General features: G+C 37.5%; 20 protein-coding genes. All 20 read left to right on the top strand.

Annotated features, from left to right (window positions below):
* Window positions 1-22 precede the first annotated feature (22 nt).
* The gene (locus E0E02_RS01885; RefSeq protein ID WP_074601844.1) at window positions 23-508 is read left to right on the top strand and encodes an NUDIX domain-containing protein; all 486 of its coding nucleotides are present in this window, start codon (window positions 23-25) and stop codon (window positions 506-508) included.
* A gap of 127 nt (window positions 509-635) precedes the next feature.
* On the top strand, window positions 636-1097 hold the full coding sequence (locus tag E0E02_RS01880; protein ID WP_074563605.1) for a LytTR family DNA-binding domain-containing protein: 462 nt from the start codon (window positions 636-638) through the stop codon (window positions 1095-1097).
* Window positions 1094-1831 carry a LiaF domain-containing protein gene (locus tag E0E02_RS01875; protein ID WP_240789007.1) on the top strand — a complete coding sequence of 246 codons (738 nt, stop codon included), beginning with the start codon at window positions 1094-1096 and terminating at the stop codon, window positions 1829-1831. Before E0E02_RS01880 ends, E0E02_RS01875 begins: the two co-directional genes overlap by 4 nt.
* 147 nt (window positions 1832-1978) lie before the next feature.
* Window positions 1979-2746 (top strand): type II CAAX endopeptidase family protein, encoded by a 768-nt coding sequence (locus E0E02_RS01870; RefSeq protein WP_133017695.1) that lies wholly within the window; start codon window positions 1979-1981, stop codon window positions 2744-2746.
* Window positions 2747-2773: 27 nt separating this feature from the next.
* Entirely contained in the window at window positions 2774-3514 is a 741-nt protein-coding gene (locus E0E02_RS09535) for a hypothetical protein (protein WP_240789006.1), read from the top strand.
* An 81-nt stretch (window positions 3515-3595) separates the two neighbouring features.
* A complete protein-coding gene (locus E0E02_RS01860; protein WP_165937128.1) occupies window positions 3596-4417 on the top strand; it encodes a CPBP family glutamic-type intramembrane protease in 822 nt (273 codons plus the stop codon).
* A gap of 19 nt (window positions 4418-4436) precedes the next feature.
* Window positions 4437-5108, top strand: a complete 672-nt coding sequence (locus tag E0E02_RS01855) for an isoprenylcysteine carboxylmethyltransferase family protein (protein WP_133017693.1) — start codon at window positions 4437-4439, stop codon at window positions 5106-5108.
* A 218-nt stretch (window positions 5109-5326) separates the two neighbouring features.
* A complete protein-coding gene (locus E0E02_RS01850; RefSeq protein ID WP_074964681.1) occupies window positions 5327-6223 on the top strand; it encodes an Rgg/GadR/MutR family transcriptional regulator in 897 nt (298 codons plus the stop codon).
* Window positions 6224-6276: 53 nt separating this feature from the next.
* Window positions 6277-10626: a glycoside hydrolase family 70 protein gene (locus E0E02_RS01845; RefSeq protein WP_133017692.1), complete on the top strand. Its 4350-nt coding sequence runs from the start codon at window positions 6277-6279 to the stop codon at window positions 10624-10626.
* A 231-nt stretch (window positions 10627-10857) separates the two neighbouring features.
* Window positions 10858-11517 (top strand): CPBP family intramembrane glutamic endopeptidase, encoded by a 660-nt coding sequence (locus E0E02_RS09530; protein ID WP_240789005.1) that lies wholly within the window; start codon window positions 10858-10860, stop codon window positions 11515-11517.
* 151 nt (window positions 11518-11668) lie between these two features.
* Complete coding sequence (locus E0E02_RS01830) at window positions 11669-12994, top strand: MATE family efflux transporter (RefSeq protein WP_133017691.1); 1326 nt, start codon at window positions 11669-11671, stop codon at window positions 12992-12994.
* Window positions 12995-13150: 156 nt separating this feature from the next.
* Window positions 13151-13741 carry a dihydroxyacetone kinase subunit DhaL gene (gene dhaL, locus E0E02_RS01825; RefSeq protein ID WP_133017690.1) on the top strand — a complete coding sequence of 197 codons (591 nt, stop codon included), beginning with the start codon at window positions 13151-13153 and terminating at the stop codon, window positions 13739-13741.
* Window positions 13734-14111 (top strand): dihydroxyacetone kinase phosphoryl donor subunit DhaM, encoded by a 378-nt coding sequence (gene dhaM, locus E0E02_RS01820; protein ID WP_133017689.1) that lies wholly within the window; start codon window positions 13734-13736, stop codon window positions 14109-14111. The genes dhaL and dhaM overlap by 8 nt, the downstream gene beginning before the upstream one ends.
* Before the next feature lie 210 nt (window positions 14112-14321).
* Entirely contained in the window at window positions 14322-15008 is a 687-nt protein-coding gene (locus E0E02_RS01815) for a helix-turn-helix transcriptional regulator (RefSeq protein ID WP_133017688.1), read from the top strand.
* A gap of 1 nt (window position 15009) precedes the next feature.
* Window positions 15010-15213: a hypothetical protein gene (locus E0E02_RS01810; protein WP_074563634.1), complete on the top strand. Its 204-nt coding sequence runs from the start codon at window positions 15010-15012 to the stop codon at window positions 15211-15213.
* Entirely contained in the window at window positions 15214-16629 is a 1416-nt protein-coding gene (locus tag E0E02_RS01805; protein WP_133017687.1) for a Y-family DNA polymerase, read from the top strand. It abuts the gene before it with no gap.
* Between the two features lies 1 nt (window position 16630).
* A complete protein-coding gene (locus E0E02_RS01800; protein WP_133017686.1) occupies window positions 16631-16990 on the top strand; it encodes a hypothetical protein in 360 nt (119 codons plus the stop codon).
* A gap of 20 nt (window positions 16991-17010) precedes the next feature.
* On the top strand, window positions 17011-17172 hold the full coding sequence (locus E0E02_RS09400; protein ID WP_165937127.1) for a hypothetical protein: 162 nt from the start codon (window positions 17011-17013) through the stop codon (window positions 17170-17172).
* Between the two features lie 136 nt (window positions 17173-17308).
* Complete coding sequence (locus E0E02_RS01795; RefSeq protein WP_133017685.1) at window positions 17309-19039, top strand: DUF2075 domain-containing protein; 1731 nt, start codon at window positions 17309-17311, stop codon at window positions 19037-19039.
* A 24-nt stretch (window positions 19040-19063) separates the two neighbouring features.
* Window positions 19064-19582 carry a hypothetical protein gene (locus E0E02_RS01790; RefSeq protein ID WP_206282009.1) on the top strand — a complete coding sequence of 173 codons (519 nt, stop codon included), beginning with the start codon at window positions 19064-19066 and terminating at the stop codon, window positions 19580-19582.
* The last annotated feature ends 90 nt before the right edge of the window (window positions 19583-19672 follow it).

The raw sequence follows: 19672 nt of genomic DNA, 5'->3' as shown, positions 1-19672 counted from the left end.
TCTGGAATAAAGGAGGTTTGAAATGGAACTTTGGGATGCTTATGATGCGCATTTGAATGTTATCGGTGGTCAAGTTTTGGTTCGTGGGAAAAAGATTCCAAAGGGTGTTTATCATTTGGTGAGTGAAGTTATCGTGAGGCATCAAGATGGGACTTATTTGCTAACTCAGAGAGATTCAAGAAAAAATCTTGGTGGTATGTGGGAAGCGACTGCTGGTGGTTCAGCTTTGCAAGGTGAAAGTCCTTTAGAGTGTGCTAAACGCGAATTGCGTGAAGAGACAGGAATCGTGACAGGTGATTTTGTTGAGGTGGGGCGAGTGTTGCACCAGAGACATCAGACCTATTATGTCAATTATCAGTGCCTTACTGATGTAGACAAGGCTAGTATTGTTTTGCAAGAAGGTGAAACATCAGCGTATAAATGGGTGACAGCTGAAGAATTGCGTCAAATGTCTCGAGAAGAACTAGCCACGCAGAGAATACAGAACTTTATCGAAGAATTGAGCTAACCAAATCTGGTTAGCTTTTTCCTTTGTTTTCAATTACCTTTCATCACCAAAAATTAACCTCTTGTCCCAAACTATTGCTAATTAATAGCAAGTATGTTTTACTATAATCAAAAGGAGGGTTGGAGGAGTGAAAATCACCATTGATGTCGATGATTCTTTGGAGCAAGATTACATTACCATTCATTGTAAAGAGTTGACAGATGATATCTTGGAGCTGCAAAAGACTTTGGTCAGTCAATCTTCTGGCAGTCTTCGTCTATCAGCTTTTCAAGATGATGTTGAGCATTTTTTGGAGCTTAAGTCCATTATTTTCATGGAATCTGACGGCAATTACATTCTGATTCACACGTCAACAGATATTTTCAAAACGAGGCGAAAATTATACGAGTTAGAAGAGCTTCTTCCAAGGGACTTTGTCAGAGTTTCGCGCTCAACGATTGTGAATACGCTAAGGATTTCTGGCATTAAGAAAAATATCACGGGAGCTAGTGAGATTGCCTTTAGCCATTCCAGCAAAAAAGCTTACGCATCAAGAAATTACATTAAGGCACTTATTGATATTATGAATGAAAAGAGGTTAAAAAGATGAAAAGACATAGAATCAATTCCATTATCACAGGACTTTTATTAATTTTATTTGCTGTCATGCTAATGCTTAATAAAATGGGTATTCTGACAGCATTTCCGCCTGTAAAAATGATGCTGAAAGTAGTTTTAATTGCGATTTTAATCTACTTTATCATTGTAAATGGTTTTGGCAAACGCAGTTTTTTGGGAGTGACAGTGCCACTTGGTATTATTGCTTGTTTATTCTCTGATTTGCTTGGAATTAGCATGGTTTCACCTGTTACTATTATCTTGGTGTCAGTTCTCGTAGGGATTGGCTTATCAATGATTTTTGATCACACACCAAGAGTAAACGTCGCATCAACTAAATACGAACACCGACAAAGCAATGGATTTAGTTCTAAAGAATATTCTGATAGCGAAGGGACTTTTGCGGTTGATAATAGTTTAGGCGAACGAACAGCATATATGTCTGTTAATGAGTTAAGACATGGTAAAATTGAGAATGCTCTTGGCAGTTTGACGGTTTATCTTAACGGGACAAGTCTAGATGAAGCAGGCGCTACGATTGATATCGATAATGGCTTAGGTAAGCTGCAAGTCTATGTGCCAAAAGAATTTAGAGTACGCCTTAATGCTGACAATGGTCTTGGAAGTATTAATACACACGGCACATCATCTACAGATACTAACCAACCGCTCTTGACCCTTAACGTTGACAATGGTCTAGGAACTACGGATATTTATTTTGAGTAGACTTGCTAAGCACAGAGCCTTAAAGAATTTCTTTGAGGCTTTTTTAGTTTTGTCTTGAAATGCATTTTTAGGTAACGTATAATAAAAATGTTTTGAAAATTTAATGAAAATAGTTGTGGCAGCGACACTTAGAATCAGGAGATAACGATGACACATAAGCTACCAAGAATGAAAGTGCTTATTTTAACCTTGTTAATGGCTTTTATGGAGCTCTCAGCCCTACCTGCAGTTTTTTTAGGTCAAGTAACTTTCAAAGATATTAAACCAATGTATTTTACATTGATGCTAAATTTTATTCTAGCCTTGCTTATTTGCTGGTTGTGCCAAAAATTTTGGATTAAATCATTGAAGTTTGGTTTACAAAAATCAGGTCTTTTTTCAGGTTTACAAAGATTTGGCTTACCAGCTGTGATTGCGACGCTAGCTGTTGCAATTACTTTTTGCATTGGCTTAGCACCATTTGATAATCAACCGTCCTTTTGGCGTGTTTTAGTTGAAGGAATTATTTATTATATTGGTGTGGCTGTTGTAGAAGAAGTGTACTTGAGAGGATTGCTGCAAAATCTTTTAGAAGATTGTTTTGAAAATAGTCAGAATGCGGTCTTGTATGCTATTTTGATAACTTCTTTCTTATTTGGTTTTGGTCATGTCTTTGGGGCACTTGGACAACCACTTGGAACAATTATTTGTAAAACTGTCTGGGCAATGGCTCTTGGTGTTTATCTTGGAAGTGTCTATGTAAAAACTCGTAACCTTTGGGTACCAATCGTCTTGCACTTTGTTATCGACCTTTGTGGCATTCCTTTCTGTTTTTCAACAAGCAATCAATATCCGCAAATTGCCTTGGTAACGTCACTTGTAGCTTATGTTTTGTTAGGCATTTATGGTTTGTCCCTTTTAAAAAACAAGGATTAAAAAATTAATGAAAGAAGTGAGTGATAAATGTATATCCATGAATTTGGTAATCCTGCACATCCCAAAATAATTCTTTTAGCTCCGATGATGATATCTGGCGAGAATTTATATCATTTGATGAAGCCTTATTTAAAAGGTGATTATTGTATTATTGCACCTGATCAAGGTGGTCATGGTAAAGCGGGACAGTATTTGAGTGCCGATGATGAATATCAACATCTGAAATATTATTTGGAAGAAAAAGGGTATTTTGATATTAAACTGGTTTATGGCGCCTCACTGGGTGTAGCTATTGGATGGCGATTATTTAATGACCAAGGCTTCAAAATTGAGCACGCTTGGTTTGATGGAGTTGCTCTAAAGAAAAATGCTTGGTTGTTGGAAAATGTCACGCGCCTTCTTTTTAGACAAAAGAAAAGAGCACTAAAAAAGTCAGGCGCAGCTGCATCACAATCTCTTGTTAAAATGTATGGTAATGATTTGGCTGAGTTGATGACGAAAAATTTTGATAGAATTACCAACCAGGAAATCGATGCTATTTGTCACGCATGTTGCCATTATGATTTACATCTGTTAACAGCAGAACAACAAAGCAAACTTCATTTAGAATATGGCGAGAAAGATTTCGATCTCGGCGTTTCTAAAAAAGCTTTTAAAAAATATCTTCCAAAAGTTGATGTGGTTATTCGAAAAGGCTACCCACATTGTGGTTATTTTGCGGATAATACGGCAGCCTATGTGACAGAATTAGAAGCATTTATAAAATAAAAAAATCTTTTACTCAATTTGGGTAAAAGATTTTTAAATATGATATGATAACTATAATTAATAATCACGATGAAGAGAATTATGAAAAAAGAAAATACGAAATTAAATAGAGTATGGCTATCATTTTTGATATATTTGCTGTTTTTTTGGCTAGGTAGTCTAATACTTAATCAAAAACAGCTTGTTTGGCTTCTTTTAGAGTTTTATGTCCTTGTGATTGATAGCTCTATTCTTTGGAAATACTATCGTTACTTGCAGCCTAAGCACCTGATTATTTCAGGCGGACTTTGTGGTTTGTATACCTTGTCTGAAATGATTCATCCAACACCCTTGTCGATTTTTAATATCTTACTTGTCTTTTTATCGGCTTGTGCTGTGATGGCTGTTTTTGCTCAAAAACCAGAAGGAGCACTAAAATGGTTTAAAGGACATTCAAGAAAAAGTATTGCAATAAGTGTTAGTATTGGAATACTATGTGGACTCATTTGGGGTGCTATTAATTGTATACTGATGTTGGGAAGTAATGGCCTTCAGCCTTCTAGTATTTTTAAAGCTTTTTTACTTTCTTTAAGCCCAGCTATTATTGAAGAAGTTGCATATCGAACTGTTTTTTACGCTTTTTGTTTAACCATGATAAGTGGCGAGAAGCTGAATACGAAAGGTCAGGAATTGACAACTTATGCCATGATGACTGTTCCGCATATATTACCGCATACGGTGGAGTGTTTTAACAATGGTTTTCTATCTGGATTGCTGGAATGGCTGATTTCAGTGGTTTTATACATCCTTATTTTTGGACTGATTTTTGCTTTTTTGCAGAGAAAACGAGATATTGTATCGGCTATGATTGCTCACGGTACCGTTGATTTTATTCGCTTTTGTTTATTTGGGTTGCCTATTTGATTTGAATGGGGTGAGATAAATGAGTAAGAAACTTTTTATGCAAGCTATCAGCAAATTTTTCTTTGGCTTTTTGTTTGTTGCTACTTTGTTATTTCTTTCGGCAGGGACTTTGTATTATTGGAACGCTTGGCTTTTGTTAGCGATTCTGTTTATTCCCATGTTTATCGCAGGGCTTGTCATGATGATTTTTAGTCCAGAATTGCTTAAAAAGCGTCTTAATGCCAAAGAAAGTGAAAAAGAGCAGCAGCAGGTCATTAAGTTTAGCGCGCTGATGTTTATCACAGCTTTTTTGACAGCTGGTTTTAGCTTTCGTTTCCATTGGCTGCGCTTATCACCTAATATCAGTTATGTTGCAGCTGTGATATTCTTACTAGCTTATGGTTTATATGCAGAAGTTTTGCGTGAAAATGCCTATCTAGCTCGAACGATTGAGGTTCAAGAAGGGCAAAAAGTGATTGATACAGGATTGTATAGCATTGTTCGCCACCCCATGTATGCTGCAACATTACTTTTATTCTTTGCGATGGGACTTGTTCTCGGGAGCCTTGTATCATTTCTCATATTACTTGCTTACTTGCCCCTTATTGTAAAACGTATCCGTAATGAAGAAGCGGTTCTGGTACGTGACTTGCAAGGTTATGAAGTTTATCAGAAAAAAGTTCGTTATCGTTTGATTCCATTTATTTGGTAAAGTCATTTCATTTTTTGAAATGGCTTTTTTATTTATTGACTACCTTTTCACTAAAAATAATTTCAATTATCAAATTAATAATTTGCAATGTTGCAAAATTCGAATGATAATTGTAACTTTTCTGAAATTTTCTTGAAAACATACAAAAATATCTTTTCATAAACCTAAAAATGGAGTAATATAGATACTGTTCTATTTTTTATGGAAAGGGATACAACATGGAAAATAATTTGGGAAAATGCTTTAAGCTTTTGAGAGAATCAAAAGGCTTATCGCAAAAGGAAATAGCTGGGGAGGTTATTTCCATCGCGCAGTTATCACGTTTTGAACGTGGTGTTAGTAATATTAACGCTGATACGCTTTATCAGTGTTTGGAGAATATGAATGTCTCTATTGCAGAATTTCAGTGTGTTTGTAGGAATTACTTACAAAATCAAACACTGCTTTTTCAAGATGAAGTGGCTAAGGCTTACATTGAAAAAAATACACTAACCCTAAAACACTATCTAGTCAAATGTCAGCAACTTGAAGCTTCATCACCACACCAAAAATTTTACAAACTCAATACAATCATTGTCAAAGCTGTTTTGCAGCAGTGTGACAAGAAAGAAAAGGTCGCAAAAAAGGACGTTCAATTCTTGGTAGATTACCTGTTTTCAGTTGAAGAATGGGGGCGTTATGAGCTCTGGCTTTTCACTTACAGTGCCTCATTGATGACAAGTAACTTGGTTGAAACATTCGCTTGTGAAATGATTAACCGCACGCAGTTCTATCAAGAAATTCCTGAAAATCGCCGCCTGGTCAATCAGATGTTGTTCAATGTGATTAACGTTTGTATTGAAAGAAGTCGTTTTTCCTTAGCTTTTAAGCTGCTGAATTACGCTGATAATTTGAAAAAGGATGAAACAGATCTGTTCATTCGCAACGCCATTAAGTACTGCAGAGGCTATTACCTGTTTAAAACAGGGAATTTATCAGGTCTTCAGACAATGGAAAAATGCGCAGAAATCATGATGTTTCTAGAATGCCACAGCATTGCTCAGCAAATGTTGGATAGAATTTCTGATTTAAAACAAGAAACATCACATATGCAAAAAGAATTAACCCATTTGTAATTTTGAGTAAACTATACGTGTAGTCTTTTTATGGAATTTATTTAGGAGGATTTATGGAAAACAAGATTCGCTATAAGCTACACAAAGTTAAAAAACAATGGGTAACCATTGCCGTTACAAGTATGGCATTGGTTGGAGTTGGTGTTGGAGTTGCTTGCTCTACACATGAAGTATCTGCCGACGAAACAAACGTCGTTGCCGTTACAAGAGGAAGTGACACCCCAGCGTCAAGTAGTAGTCAAACACAAACAAGCACTGCTACAGAACAAAGTCAAGAAACAACAACTGAAGCTTCATCAACAGAAGAAACAGTAGTTGCGGAAGACTCACAAAAAACAACAGATGCTACATCTGCTAAAGCTGATGACAAGACTACTGAAACTTCAGCAACTGAAGCATCTGAAGAAACAAAAGCATCATCTGAAGAAACAATTAAACCTTCAGAAGCTACTTCAACAGAAACAAGTGAAACTTCTGAAACTAACCCATCAGAAGAATCACACAAAGCTACTGATGAAGAAGTGCGTGATGACAAAACAAACAAAGCTGCTGATTCAGACGCCGAAAAAGCTGCTGTTGACCAATTGAGCTTGGATAACATCAAAAAAATTGATGGTAAATACTACTACATCCAAGAAGATGGTACAGTTAAGAAAAACTTTGCCATCACTGTAAATGGTCAATTGCTTTACTTTGATGCTGAAACAGGTGCTTTGTCATCAACATCAACTTACTCATTTACAGAAGGATTGACAGACCTTGTCGATAACTTCTCAAAAAATAACCAAGCTTACGATTCAACAGAAAAAAGCTTTGAATTGGTTGATGGTTATTTAACAGCTAATTCTTGGTATCGCCCTACTAAAGTTTTAGATAATGGTGAAAAATGGGTAGATTCAACTGAAGAAACTTTCCGTCCATTGGTAATGGCATGGTGGCCTGATGTTGACACACAAGTGAACTACCTTAACCACATGTCTGAATACTTTGGCATGGATAAAAAATATTCAGCAACTGATAAACAATCAACACTAAACGTTGCAGCAGAAGCTATTCAAATTAAAATTGAACAAGAAATCAAACGTCGTGGTGACGTAGCTTGGTTGCGTGATATCATTGCTTCATTTGTATCAACTCAAGACAAATGGAACATGAACTCAGAAGATCGTGACACTGACCACTTGCAAGGTGGTGCCCTTCTTTACGTTAACAGCGATTTGACTGAATGGGCTAATTCAGACTACCGTCTTCTTAACCGCGCACCTACTTACCAAAATGGTCAAACAAACTACCACAAAGCTGACCGTACAGGTGGTTATGACTTCTTGCTTGCAAACGACGTTGATAACTCAAACCCAGTTGTTCAAGCAGAACAATTGAACCAACTTTATTACCTTATGAACTGGGGTAAAGTGGTCTTTGGTGATGCTGACGCTAACTTTGATGGTGTTCGTGTCGATGCCGTAGATAACGTGGATGCTGACCTTCTTCAACTTTACACTGACTTGTTTGAAGCAGCTTACGGCGTTAACAAAACAGAAGCACAAGCACTTGCTCACATTTCTATCCTAGAAGCTTGGAGCTTTAACGACCCTGATTACAACCACGATACAAACGGTGCTGCACTTGCTATCGATAACGGTCTTCGTATGGCCTTCCTTGATGTTTTGACACGTCCAGAAGGTAGCCGTTCAAACTTGGAATCATTGATTCACAATAGCCTTGGTATGACTGACCGTACTGTAGATAGCGCTTATGGTGATACAATGCCATCATATGCTTTCGTTCGTGCACACGATAGTGAAGTTCAAGGTATCATTGCATCAATCATCGCTGGTCAAATCAATCCTAAAACAGATGGTTTCACATTCACACTTGATGAATTGCAAAAAGCCTTTGAAATCTATAACGCTGATATGAACAGTGTTCACAAAAAATACACTCACTTCAATATCCCAGCAGCCTACGCTCTTCTTTTGACAAATATGGAATCTGTTCCACGTGTATACTACGGTGATTTGTTCACTGATAACGGTCAATACATGGCAGTTAAATCTCCATACTATGATCAAATCGTAGCTCTTCTTAAATCACGTATCAAATACGCAGCTGGTGGTCAAGCAATGAACGTTCAATACCCAGAAGGTGCTAACGGTGGCGTTTTGACATCTGTTCGTTTTGGTAAAGGTATCATGACAGCTGATCAAAAAGCAACTGATGAATCAGTCCCAACTTCAGGTATTGTGACAATCATTTCTAACAATCCAAACCTTAAATTGAACAGCTCAGATAGAATTGCTGTACAAGTTGGTATTGCTCACGCTGGTCAATACTACCGTCCATTGCTTTCACCAACTGAAAATGGTTTGCAAGCTTACCTTAACGATTCTGATACAGACATCACTAAACTTGTAGACGAAAACGGATTTATCTACTTCACAGGTGATGAAATCAAAGGTTTCCAAACTGTTGATATGAATGGTTTCCTTACTGTTTGGGTACCAGTTGGTGCAGCTGCTGACCAAGACATTCGTGTTAAAGCAAGTACAGAAGCAAAAGAAGCAGGTAAATTAACTTACGAAACTTCAGCAGCTCTTGATTCACAAGTTATCTTCGAAGGATTCTCAAACTTCCAAGACTTTGTTAAAGATCCATCACAATACACTAACAAAGTGATTGCTGAAAATGCTGATCTCTTTGCTTCATGGGGTATCACATCATTTGAATTGGCACCACAATACGTGTCATCAACTGACGGTACATTCCTTGACTCAATCATCCAAAATGGTTATGCCTTCAGTGACCGTTATGACTTGGCAATGAGTAAAAACAATAAATACGGTTCAGCAGAAGACCTTAGAAATGCTATCAAAGCCCTTCACTCTAAAGGTATTCAAGTAATCGCTGACTGGGTTCCAGACCAAATTTACGCTCTTCCAGGTGAAGAAATCGTTACTGCAACACGTGTTAACGATTACGGTGAAGAACGCGAAGGTGCTCAAATTAAGAACAAACCATATGCCGCAAACACTAAAAGTAGTGGTAAAGACTACCAAGCTAAATACGGTGGTGAATTCTTAGAATACCTTCAAGAAAACTACCCATCAATCTTTGAACGTGTCATGATTTCTAACGGTAAGAAAATTGACCCATCAACTAAGATTAAAGTTTGGAAAGCTGAATACTTCAACGGTACAAACATCCTTGGTAAAGGTTCAGATTACGTTCTTAACGACCAAGCAACAGGTACTTACTTCACAGTTAATGAAAATGGCGCATTCCTTCCAAAACAAATGACATCAGATTCAGCACAAACTGGTTTCTACTATGATGGTAAAGGTATGACTTACTACTCAACAAGTGGTTACCAAGCTAAATCTTCATTCGTTCTTTACAACGGAAACCGTTACTACTTTGACGAAAATGGTCACATGGTAACTGGTATGCGTGAAATCGACGGTCAAACTTATTACTTCTTGCCAAATGGTATTGAACTTCGTGATGCTATCTATGAAGATGCAGAAGGAAACCAATACTACTTTGGTAAAACAGGTAGCCGTTACGAAGGTGGTCATTACTATGCCTTCAACACAACTGAAACAGTTGATGGTGTTGCCAAAACTGTAACTAACTGGCGCTACTTCGGTAAAGATGGTATCATGGCGCGTGGTCTTGTTAAAATCGGTGAAGATTACCAATACTACGATGAAAATGGTAACCAAGTTAAAGGTCAACTTGTTAAAGACAAAGATGGTAATACACGTTACTTCAAAGGTGACTCAGGTGCAATGGTTGCTTCTGAATTCGCTCTTATCAACGGTGGATGGTATTACTTCGATGAAAATGGTGTAGCTGTTAAAGGTGCTCAAACTATTAACGGTCAACAATTGTACTTCGATGAAAATGGTGTTCAAGCCAAAGGTATCTTCGTAACCAATGAAGATGGTACACGTAGTTACTATGATGCTAAATCTGGTGAAAAATTTGTTGGTGATTTCTTCACAACAGGTGACAACCACTGGTATTTCGCTGACGAAAATGGTAACTTGGCAACAGGTTCACAAGTTATTCGTGGTCAAAAACTTTACTTTGCTGAAGATGGTCTCCAAGCTAAAGGTATCTTCGTAACAGATGCAGAAGGAAATCGTCACTTTTACGATCCAGATTCAGGTGACCTTGCCACAAATAAATTTATCGCTGATGGTGACAACTGGTATTACTTTGACGAAAACGGTCAAGTGGTAACTGGTGACCAAGAAATCAACGGTCAAGAATTGCATTTCGATGAAAATGGTGTTCAAACTAAAGGCGGATTCGCAACAGACGCTGAAGGGAACAAACACTATTACGATGCAAAAACTGGTGACTTGGAAGATGAAGATGTAGCTCTTGTAGAAGCTTAATCAGTCATCAAAAGCGTGTTAGTATTTAAATACTAAACAAATTTAAACAAGTAATAACTCCATAATAAAAAGCTATCAAATCTAGTGATGTGCGTGCTAGTATTTGGTAGCTTTTTTATGCTTAAAACTTTAAGTTTCATTAGCATTGGTGTATAATTTGGGTGAAGGAAGACGCTTTAGTATTTCAATACTAAGATAAGTTAACATCTAAAAAGGAGATTTCAGGCTATGATGAGTAAACAGAAAAAGACTAGTTTTAGAGATTATATTACTTTAAATGCTATTCCTATTTTGATTGAAGTGGTTTTTATCTTGTCGTGTTTGATTGTTCCGTCAAGCTACCTTATCTACACCAACGCTTTGTTTTACTTTTTGCTTTTGGTTTATTTTCTCATCTCTAAAGACCTTAATTTAAAAGAATGGTTTAGGAGTTTTAAAAGCGGCAGAAAGTACTGGATTCAGGTTTTATTGACGTTTTTAGGATTCGTGCTTACCTTTGCTTTGACAAGGATGTTAGAAGGATTTTTTCCAAACTTTGAGATAGGGAGTATCAGTTTAAGAAGAGATAGTTGGCTGACCTTAATCGTATTTTCCATTTCGACCATCTTTTTGCCAGCTGTAACAGAAGAGACGTTTTACCGCAAGAACATGATTCTGCTTGATAGTAAGAAGGCAATTTTCCTCACAACCTTTTTTAGTATGTTACTTTATGCTTTGGAACATTCGCTTTCTTTTTGGGGAATTTTCTTGACCATGATTTGGGCGCTACCGTTGAGCTTATCGTATATCAGAACTAGAAATATTTACGTTGTCATGACGGCGCATTTTATTGGAAATCTTATCGGCAATGGTAGCGATGTGATAGCTACCTTGATTCATTGGTTATCTTAACTGAAATCTTACAATAGGCACTCTTAGCTGAATTTGGCTAGAGGTGCTTTTTTTTAGGTTTAAATGACCAAAAAAATTGTGCAGGCTTACTACTAGATTTATGCAAACGCTTGCGATATAATGCACTTAGTAATAATGATGGAGAAAAATTATGGCAAAAAGAGAACATTTCTTGAGAGAAGCAATGACGATTGCAATCCCTGTGGCTTTGCAAGCCATGCTGCAGTCATCCTTTTCGATGATTGACCAATTAATGGTCGGACAGCTTGGAAAGACTGCCATTGCAGCTGTGGAAGTTGGCGGAAAGCCACAGTTTGTCTTTGCCTTTGTTAGCGGAGCAATTGCGACCGTAACAGGTATCATGGTTTCTCAATATATGGGAAAAAATGATCAGAAAAAGATTAATACCAGCATGTCAGTCAATCTCTTAGTCATGCTGTGCTTGGCTCTATTTACCATGTGCTTGTGCTTAATCTTCCCTGATGTTTTGGCAGGAATCTTTACTAAGGATACTGAAGTTGTGGTGACGGCTAAGCCCTATATTCAGCTCTTAGCTTGGGTCTATCCTTTATCTGGGGTTGCAACGCTTTTAGCGGTTCAGCTGCGTTGCCGAAATTACGCTAAGTATCCGCTCTACATCAGTGCAGTCGCTGCGGTGGTCAATACATGCTTAAATTATCTCTTGATTTTTGGACATTTTGGTTTTCCTGCCATGGGAATCAAGGGGGCAGCGCTAGCTAGCTTAATGTCTCAAGTAGTGAATCTGGCTTTGATGGTTTATTTTTACCATAGAACTTGTCAATTTAGCTTTGATTTGCGGATGAAGGGCTCTGAGATTAGTCAGTACCTCATCATGCTAACGCCTATTGTGGTTAATGAGTTGCTTTGGACTTTGGGGCAAAATGTCAATACCTACATTTATGGGCACATGGGAACGAGCGAACTTGCTGGGATGTCTCTAACTGGTCCCATTCAGGGGCTATTTATCGGGGCTTTGTCTGGGTTGTCACAAGCTGCGGGGATTTTAATCGGACGCAGGCTTGGTGAGCATGATTACGAACGAGCTTATCATGATTCGAAACGTTTGTGTTTTTATGGCTTTGTAGGGTCACTCATTTTATCAATCTTCTTGGTTTTAGGTGAAAATCTCTACATTGACTTATATAATGTTGGTCCTGATGTTAGACAAGTCGGGTCACAACTCTTGTTGACTTTTGCGATTTTAGCACCTGTTAAAGTTCAAAATATGATTTTGGGTGGTGGTGTTATCCGAAGTGGTGGTAGAACTAAGTATATTATGATTATCGATATTTTAGGGACTTGGTGTATTGGTGTTCCACTAGGACTTTTTACCGGTTTGGTCTTAAAATTACCGATTGTTTGGGTTTATTTTATCCTCTCACAAGAGGAATTGTTCCGTTTTATCGTGTCAGTCTTTATGTTCCGCAGTAGAAAATGGATGAATACCATTAAATAAGCTGTTTTCACCAAAATTGACAAATTGTCAAAAAATAGGCCGTTTTACGACTTTATGTGAGACCTTTTGATTAAAAAGTTTTATAATGAAGAAAAAGGTTTCTATGATACCGCTTTCTTTTTAGCAGTGTTTAGGATGATAAAAGGAGTGTTTTATATGAAATTAGAGACTGCAAAAAGATGGCTCATCTTGTTCTACGAAAAAATCCAAGAAAATGTAGCTGTTTTAGCTGAATTGGACTCAACGATGGGAGGAGATGGAGACCATGGTGAAAACATGCTACGTGGTATGACAGCTGTTGTCAATGCCGTTGAACCAAAAGAATTTGCATCGACAGTTGATTTGTTTACAGAAACGGGGATGCTTCTTTTGACAAAAGTCGGTGGTGTGTCTGGAACGTTGTATGGTTCAGCATTCTTGGGAATGGCGAGAGCTGAAGAAGTTGATGGCACGCTTTACAAAGACATCAAAGAAGGTTTGGTTATGATTCAAAGACGTGGTCGAGCAGAAATTGGTGATAAGACCATGGTTGATGTCTGGGCGCCTGTGGTGGAAGATCTGAAAAATCATCAGTTAACACCAGAGCGTATTGATGAGTATATTCTAAAGACAGCTCTTTTGAGAGCTAAAAAGGGACGTCATGCATATGCTGCAGATGGTTCACTTGGGCTTGTCGATCCTGGTTCGTATTCATCAGGTTTATTGTTTAAAGCATTATTAGAAGCGGAGGAAAATGATTATGTCTAAGAAAACTGGTATTGTTATTGTGTCACACTCAAAAGATATTGCTCAAGGCGTTGTAGAATTAATCTCACAAGTTGCGACAGACGTTCCCATTACATTCTCTGGTGGGACTGAAGATGGCAGAATCGGAACAAGTTTCCAACAAATCAAAGAAACAGTCGACAATAATGCTGCAGATACTATATTAGGATTCTTTGATTTTGGCTCTTCAAAGATGAATCTAGAAATGGTTGGGGAATTGTCTGAAAAGAACATCCTTATGTGTAAAGTTCCTCTCGTTGAAGGGGCTTATACAGCAGCCTCTTTACTGCAAGCAGGTGTTCCATTTGAGGCTGTCATTGGACAACTTCGTGAAATGGATATCGATAAATAATGATAAAAAAATCTAAGCGGGCCTAGGTTCGCTTTTTTTCTGCTAAACATCCAGATTTAATGGAAAAATTGGTAATAATCTTTGCGATTTCATCTACATGTCAAAGTGGACAATGTTCCACTTTTTTTATATAATTAAGTCAGTTATATAACTGACTTCTAAAAGCAAATCAGTTTATCTTTACAAAATACGATAAAAGAGGTGAGTTTGATGTATTATCCTGAAAAGTTAAAAAATCGTCGTTTGGAGCTTGGTTTGAAGCAGACAGAACTAGCAAAGGAGCTTGGGATTTCTAAGCAGTCTTATTTTGCTTGGGAAAAAGGTACGGCAAAGCCAACAAAAGCTAACTTGGCTAAGTTAGAAGAGCTTTTACAAGTGTCGCACGGCTATTTTTCTGAGCTTGAGATTGCGACTCTTTATAAGCAATTAACTGACCAAAATCAGGATAAAGCTTTGACTTATGTTCAAGATTTACTTGAACAGCAGCGCAAGGTGGTTACTATGGTTCAAGAACCACGTTTTGCCTACAAGGTTTACGAACGTTTGTCAGCTGGTATAGGTGCTAATGTCTATGATGATATGGATTACGATACGGTTTATTTTGATAAAGACTTGGCGCATGATTTTGCCTCGTGGATTGATGGGGATTCTATGGAACCGACTTATCATAATGGCTCAGTAGCTCTCATTCGTGACACTGGTTTTGATTATGACGGCGCGGTTTACGCCGTTGTTTGGAATTCACAGACTTATATCAAAAAAGTTTACCGCGAGGAAAATGGGCTACGCCTAGTATCGATTAACAAAGATTACGCCGATAAATTTGCACCATACGATGAAAATCCGCGCATTGTCGGGAAAATCGTCGGAAGTTTTATACCAATCATAGGAGGATAAGATGCGATTAAAAGATATTTTAGACTTGGATTCATATGACTTAGCTCCTGATAGCAAGGTCGAAATTTTTGATATGGATGATTTTGCGGAATCTGTCATGCATCAGCGGTTTTCAAGAGTTTATTTACCAGAAAATCAAGACAGCGAACTCTCACCATATGCCTTTTTGGTCAATGATTCTATCCTGATTACCATGGAGGCTTAGATGGGCTACTTTGATTATTCACGGGAGCCACGCGCAGACATCGCTTTTGTGGATATGAAATCATTTTATGCTAGTGTGGAATGTGTCGACCGTGGTTTGCACCCGTTAAAAACTTCGCTTTGCGTCATGAGTCGTGCTGAAAATGCTAGCGGCTTAATCCTAGCCTCGTCGCCCATGTTTAAAAAAGTCTTTGGAAAAGCCAATGTCAGCCGTGCTTATGATTTGCCTTTTGATGTGCACACGCGCAAGTTTTCTTATTACAATGCCAAACGTCAAGGTTTACCAATCACGCCTGAGTATGTGGCTTTCATTGAAAATTGGGCAAAGGCGACTTGGATTGTGCCACCGAGAATGAGCCGTTACATCGAGAAAAATCTGGAAATCCAGCATATTTTCCAGAATTACGGTAGCATTGAGGACATTTTGCCTTACTCTATTGATGAAGGCTTTATTGATTTGACCTCGTCGCTGAACTATTTTATCCCTGACAAGACCCTAGGTAAGAAAGAAAAGCTAGATAAGGTTTCTGCTATGATTCAGCGAGAAATTTGGCAAAAGACAGGCATCTACTCAACGGTTGGCATGTCAAATGCCAATCCATTGCTTGCAAAGCTTGCTCTTGATAACGAAGCAAAGCACAATCAGAACATGCGTGCCAATTGGTCTTACGAGGATGTCGAGACTAAGGTTTGGGCGATTCCTAAGATGACTGACTTCTGGGGGATTGGAAGCCGTATGGAAAAGCGTCTTAATAAGCTTGGCATTTTTACTATCAAAGAACTCGCTAATTTCAATCCCGATATTCTCAAGAAAGAGCTTGGTATCGTGGGGGTCGACCTCTTCTTTCATGCTAACGGCATTGATGAAAGCAACGTTCACCAGCCCTACAAGCCTAAATCTAAGAGTATTGGCAATTCTCAGGTTTTGCCACGTGATTATCGCAAGAAAGCCGATATTGAGTTAGTTTTTAGGGAAATGGCAGAGCAGGTTGCTATTCGCCTGAGAAGAGCTCACAAGAAGGCGACAAATGTGTCGATTTATGTCGGTTTTTCAAAGCAAGAGAAAAAGCACCGTATTCAGGCGCAAATGAAAATCGAGCCTAGCAATAACACTAAGCAACTGGCTGAGCACGTCTTAACTTTGCTGCGCAAAAAATATAATTCGGGTGCAGTCAGACATATCGCGGTATCTTATTCAGGCTTAGTCGATGAATCGTACAGTACGTTTTCCTTATTTGATGACATTGAAAAAATAGAAAAAGAAGAAAGGCTCCAATCAGCTATTGATGCTATTCGTGATCAGTTTGGCTTTACAACTATTCAAAAGGCTAATGCTCTGCAGGAAGCCTCACGCAGTTTAGAGCGCAGCAAATTGGTCGGAGGGCATTCAGCGGGAGGATTGGATGGATTAAGTTAAGATGATTGACCGCAGTTATTTACCATTTCAAGCGGCGCGTGAGCACTACGACAGAGGCATGGAAAAATGGATGGGCTTTTTCTTATCAGAACACACCAGCTCACTAAAAGCTGACAAAACCAAAGAACTCCTACACACCAACCTTACTAAAGAACAAAAAGCGCTGCTCCTCAGCCAACTCTACACCAGCCACCTCACTGGTGTTTTTACAACCGCAAAAGACAAAGACCACAGCCAACAACTCAGGGGCAAAATCACCGAAATCACCCCACAAGAAATCACCATCAAAACAAAATCCCACTACCACCTCATCAAAACCAAGGACATCCTAGCAATCGGCGTCGAAGTCGAGGGAGTGTGAGGAGAGATAAGGAGACTACAATGACCACAAAGGAAGAAGTAAAAAGAATCGTTGATAAATATAACGAAAGCTTTTCAGAGCTGTCTAACAATGGCACCGCAAAAGAATTTAAAACTGTGATGAAGTACATCGCAGACCAAGCCAACAAACGCCAACAACAGTTGGTGGGGTTGGAAGACTAATAAAAATAAATATTCACCTTATCTGGCTAATGAAGTAGCTAGATAGGGTGTTTTTTGATGTATCAAAGTATTAATTTTTTGATTTTAAGTGATATAATAGAAGCTAACGAAACGTTTTCAGAAAAGGATTGAGATTATGTCACTCAAAGATAAATACTCACCAATTATAGAAAAGGTGAGTTATAATTCTTTCTCGGTAAAAGCTATTAAGGATAAGAACCTCTCTGAGAAAGAGGAACAATTACTTTTAGATTATCCAACGGTTTATATCATTGATGATGAACTATCTAATAAAAAACATAATTACAGTGTTTACGTCGGGGAAACCTCTGACATTAAACGTCGGACAAAACAACATTTAAATGATGAGGCTCGTGAAGATTTTAAAAAATTAAAAGGGTCAACAACATCTGAGATGTATATCATAGGTCATCGTTATTTTAATAAATCGCTGACGCTAGATATTGAAAATAAACTCCTACAATACTTATTAAGTTCAGAATCTGTAAAAAATGTTAGTAATCGAAGAGGAAATCCTCAAAATGATTATTATACTTCTGAATTGATGGATTCAATTTTTTCAAAAGTATGGCGTAAGCTACATTCGTTAAATAGTGTACTTTTCCCATTAGAATCTGTTATTCGTGATTCGGCGCTATTTAAGGCATCACCTTTTCATAAATTAACAAGGGAACAAGACGATGCTAAAAATAATATCCTTCTTCAAATAATTTCAATTCTAGGTAAAAAAATTGAAGGAAAATTAATCTTAGTCGAGGGAGAAGCAGGCTCTGGGAAGACAGTTTTGATGAGTAGTTTGCTATATGAACTGTTTAATTCAGACGAGCTTCCTATTGATAAAGATAAGGTGTCTGTCCATCTTTTGGTTAACCATGAACAACAATTAACGGTTTATCAGCAATTGGCTAAGAAATTAGGATTGAAGAATAAAAATGGCGTTGATGTTGTTATGAAACCAACAAGCTTTATTAATTCACAGTCTAAAACTAATTCGAAAGCTGATATTGTTATTGTCGATGAGGCGCACTTATTATTAACTCAGGGGAAACAATCATATCGAGGAAAAAATCACTTAAAAGATTTATTAGCAAATGCCAAAGTTGTTGTAGCCGTTTTTGATGAAAATCAGATTTTGACAACTGAACAAGTTTGGGAAAGTGATGATTTTGCAGTAATCAAATTAGATGCTGAATATGTAGTATCGTTACGTAATCAAATGCGAATTAATGCCCAACAATCAACCATTGATTGGATTCGCAGTTTAGTAGATGAGCAAGTTATTTATCCGTTCAGAAAAGACGATAAATATGATTTTAGAGTATTTGATTCTCCACAAGAGATGTACGAAGCCATCAAAGAAAAGAACCAAGACCAAGAACATGGCATTTCACGAATGTTAGCAACTTATGATTGGAAATATAAGCAAAATGCTAAACCAGAAGATGACCAATATTGGAATGTGACAATTGGGGATTTTTCAATGCCTTGGAATTTACAACTTCCTAAAGATAAAGCAACAAAAAGTCTTTCTTGGGCAGAACAGAAACAAACAATTGCTGAAGTTGGTTCAACGTATACCATCCAAGGATTTGACTTAAACTACGCTGCAGTTATTATTGGGCCATCAGTAAAATATCGTGATGGAAAAATCATTTTTGATCCAAGCGCTAGTTGTAACGAAAAGGCAATTCGCAACAGAACACTAGCCGATGGAACTAAAATGAAATTTGGCGAAACATTATTAAAAAATGAACTGAATGTTTTACTAACTCGTGGCGTTAACGGCTTGTATCTGTTTGCTATCGATGAAGAATTGCAAAAAGCGTTGAAAGAGGCAAGTGAGTAAAATTAATTATTTTGAGAGGTGTAAATGAAGAGCCTAGATAAAATAAAAACGTTATTTCATAAAATAAAAACATTCTTTCCTAAAAATAATACTGAACAAGACAAAGACGTTGTAAATTTTGAATTCAAAAAATTAACTCCTTTAAATGATATTGATATTGATAAATCATATGTTGCTGCTATGAAGTTTGCTTTAGAGGATGATGATATTAAGAATGTAGCCATAGCAGGAAACTATGGTTCAGGGAAAAGTAGCTTTATTGAAACTTATAAAGAGATTAATAAAAACTTTAAACCAATACATATTTCATTAGCACATTTTTCTGCTATGGATGACGGGAAAGAAAAAATTGATGTCAGTGAAGAACAAAATCAATCAAGTAGTCAAGTTAACCTTATCGAAGGAAAGGTGATTAATCAGTTACTACATCAGACTGATTCAAAAAATATTCCACTGACAGTATTTAAGTCAAAGAAAAATCGGAGCATACACGCTTATCCCTTGCTATATTGGGAATTATTTTACCGACATTATTTTTATTAAACTACAATTCTTTAGTAGAATTAGCTAAAAAAACATTTTCTATCCCACCTTCTAATGTTCCATGGCCTTGGGTGAAATTAATTATAATAG

Source organism: Streptococcus sp. KCJ4932 (assembly GCF_004352745.1).
GTDB classification, from domain to species: domain Bacteria; phylum Bacillota; class Bacilli; order Lactobacillales; family Streptococcaceae; genus Streptococcus; species Streptococcus ruminicola.
The sequence above is the reverse complement of the archived record's forward strand: the minus strand, read 5'-3'. Positions and strand labels throughout refer to the sequence as shown.

What these genes read in the sequence shown, in the direction of transcription:
- E0E02_RS01885 (WP_074601844.1), top strand. Translation starts at nt 23, where the DNA reads ATGGAACTTTGGGATGCTTATGATGCGCATTTGAATGTTATCGGTGGT.
- E0E02_RS01875 (WP_240789007.1), top strand. Translation starts at nt 1,094, where the DNA reads ATGAAAAGACATAGAATCAATTCCATTATCACAGGACTTTTATTAATT.
- E0E02_RS01870 (WP_133017695.1), top strand. Translation starts at nt 1,979, where the DNA reads ATGACACATAAGCTACCAAGAATGAAAGTGCTTATTTTAACCTTGTTA.
- E0E02_RS09535 (WP_240789006.1), top strand. Translation starts at nt 2,774, where the DNA reads ATGTATATCCATGAATTTGGTAATCCTGCACATCCCAAAATAATTCTT.
- E0E02_RS01860 (WP_165937128.1), top strand. Translation starts at nt 3,596, where the DNA reads ATGAAAAAAGAAAATACGAAATTAAATAGAGTATGGCTATCATTTTTG.
- E0E02_RS01855 (WP_133017693.1), top strand. Translation starts at nt 4,437, where the DNA reads ATGAGTAAGAAACTTTTTATGCAAGCTATCAGCAAATTTTTCTTTGGC.
- E0E02_RS01850 (WP_074964681.1), top strand. Translation starts at nt 5,327, where the DNA reads ATGGAAAATAATTTGGGAAAATGCTTTAAGCTTTTGAGAGAATCAAAA.
- E0E02_RS01845 (WP_133017692.1), top strand. Translation starts at nt 6,277, where the DNA reads ATGGAAAACAAGATTCGCTATAAGCTACACAAAGTTAAAAAACAATGG.
- E0E02_RS09530 (WP_240789005.1), top strand. Translation starts at nt 10,858, where the DNA reads ATGAGTAAACAGAAAAAGACTAGTTTTAGAGATTATATTACTTTAAAT.
- E0E02_RS01830 (WP_133017691.1), top strand. Translation starts at nt 11,669, where the DNA reads ATGGCAAAAAGAGAACATTTCTTGAGAGAAGCAATGACGATTGCAATC.
- dhaL (WP_133017690.1), top strand. Translation starts at nt 13,151, where the DNA reads ATGAAATTAGAGACTGCAAAAAGATGGCTCATCTTGTTCTACGAAAAA.
- dhaM (WP_133017689.1), top strand. Translation starts at nt 13,734, where the DNA reads ATGTCTAAGAAAACTGGTATTGTTATTGTGTCACACTCAAAAGATATT.
- E0E02_RS01815 (WP_133017688.1), top strand. Translation starts at nt 14,322, where the DNA reads ATGTATTATCCTGAAAAGTTAAAAAATCGTCGTTTGGAGCTTGGTTTG.
- E0E02_RS01810 (WP_074563634.1), top strand. Translation starts at nt 15,010, where the DNA reads ATGCGATTAAAAGATATTTTAGACTTGGATTCATATGACTTAGCTCCT.
- E0E02_RS01805 (WP_133017687.1), top strand. Translation starts at nt 15,214, where the DNA reads ATGGGCTACTTTGATTATTCACGGGAGCCACGCGCAGACATCGCTTTT.
- E0E02_RS01800 (WP_133017686.1), top strand. Translation starts at nt 16,631, where the DNA reads ATGATTGACCGCAGTTATTTACCATTTCAAGCGGCGCGTGAGCACTAC.
- E0E02_RS09400 (WP_165937127.1), top strand. Translation starts at nt 17,011, where the DNA reads ATGACCACAAAGGAAGAAGTAAAAAGAATCGTTGATAAATATAACGAA.
- E0E02_RS01795 (WP_133017685.1), top strand. Translation starts at nt 17,309, where the DNA reads ATGTCACTCAAAGATAAATACTCACCAATTATAGAAAAGGTGAGTTAT.
- E0E02_RS01790 (WP_206282009.1), top strand. Translation starts at nt 19,064, where the DNA reads ATGAAGAGCCTAGATAAAATAAAAACGTTATTTCATAAAATAAAAACA.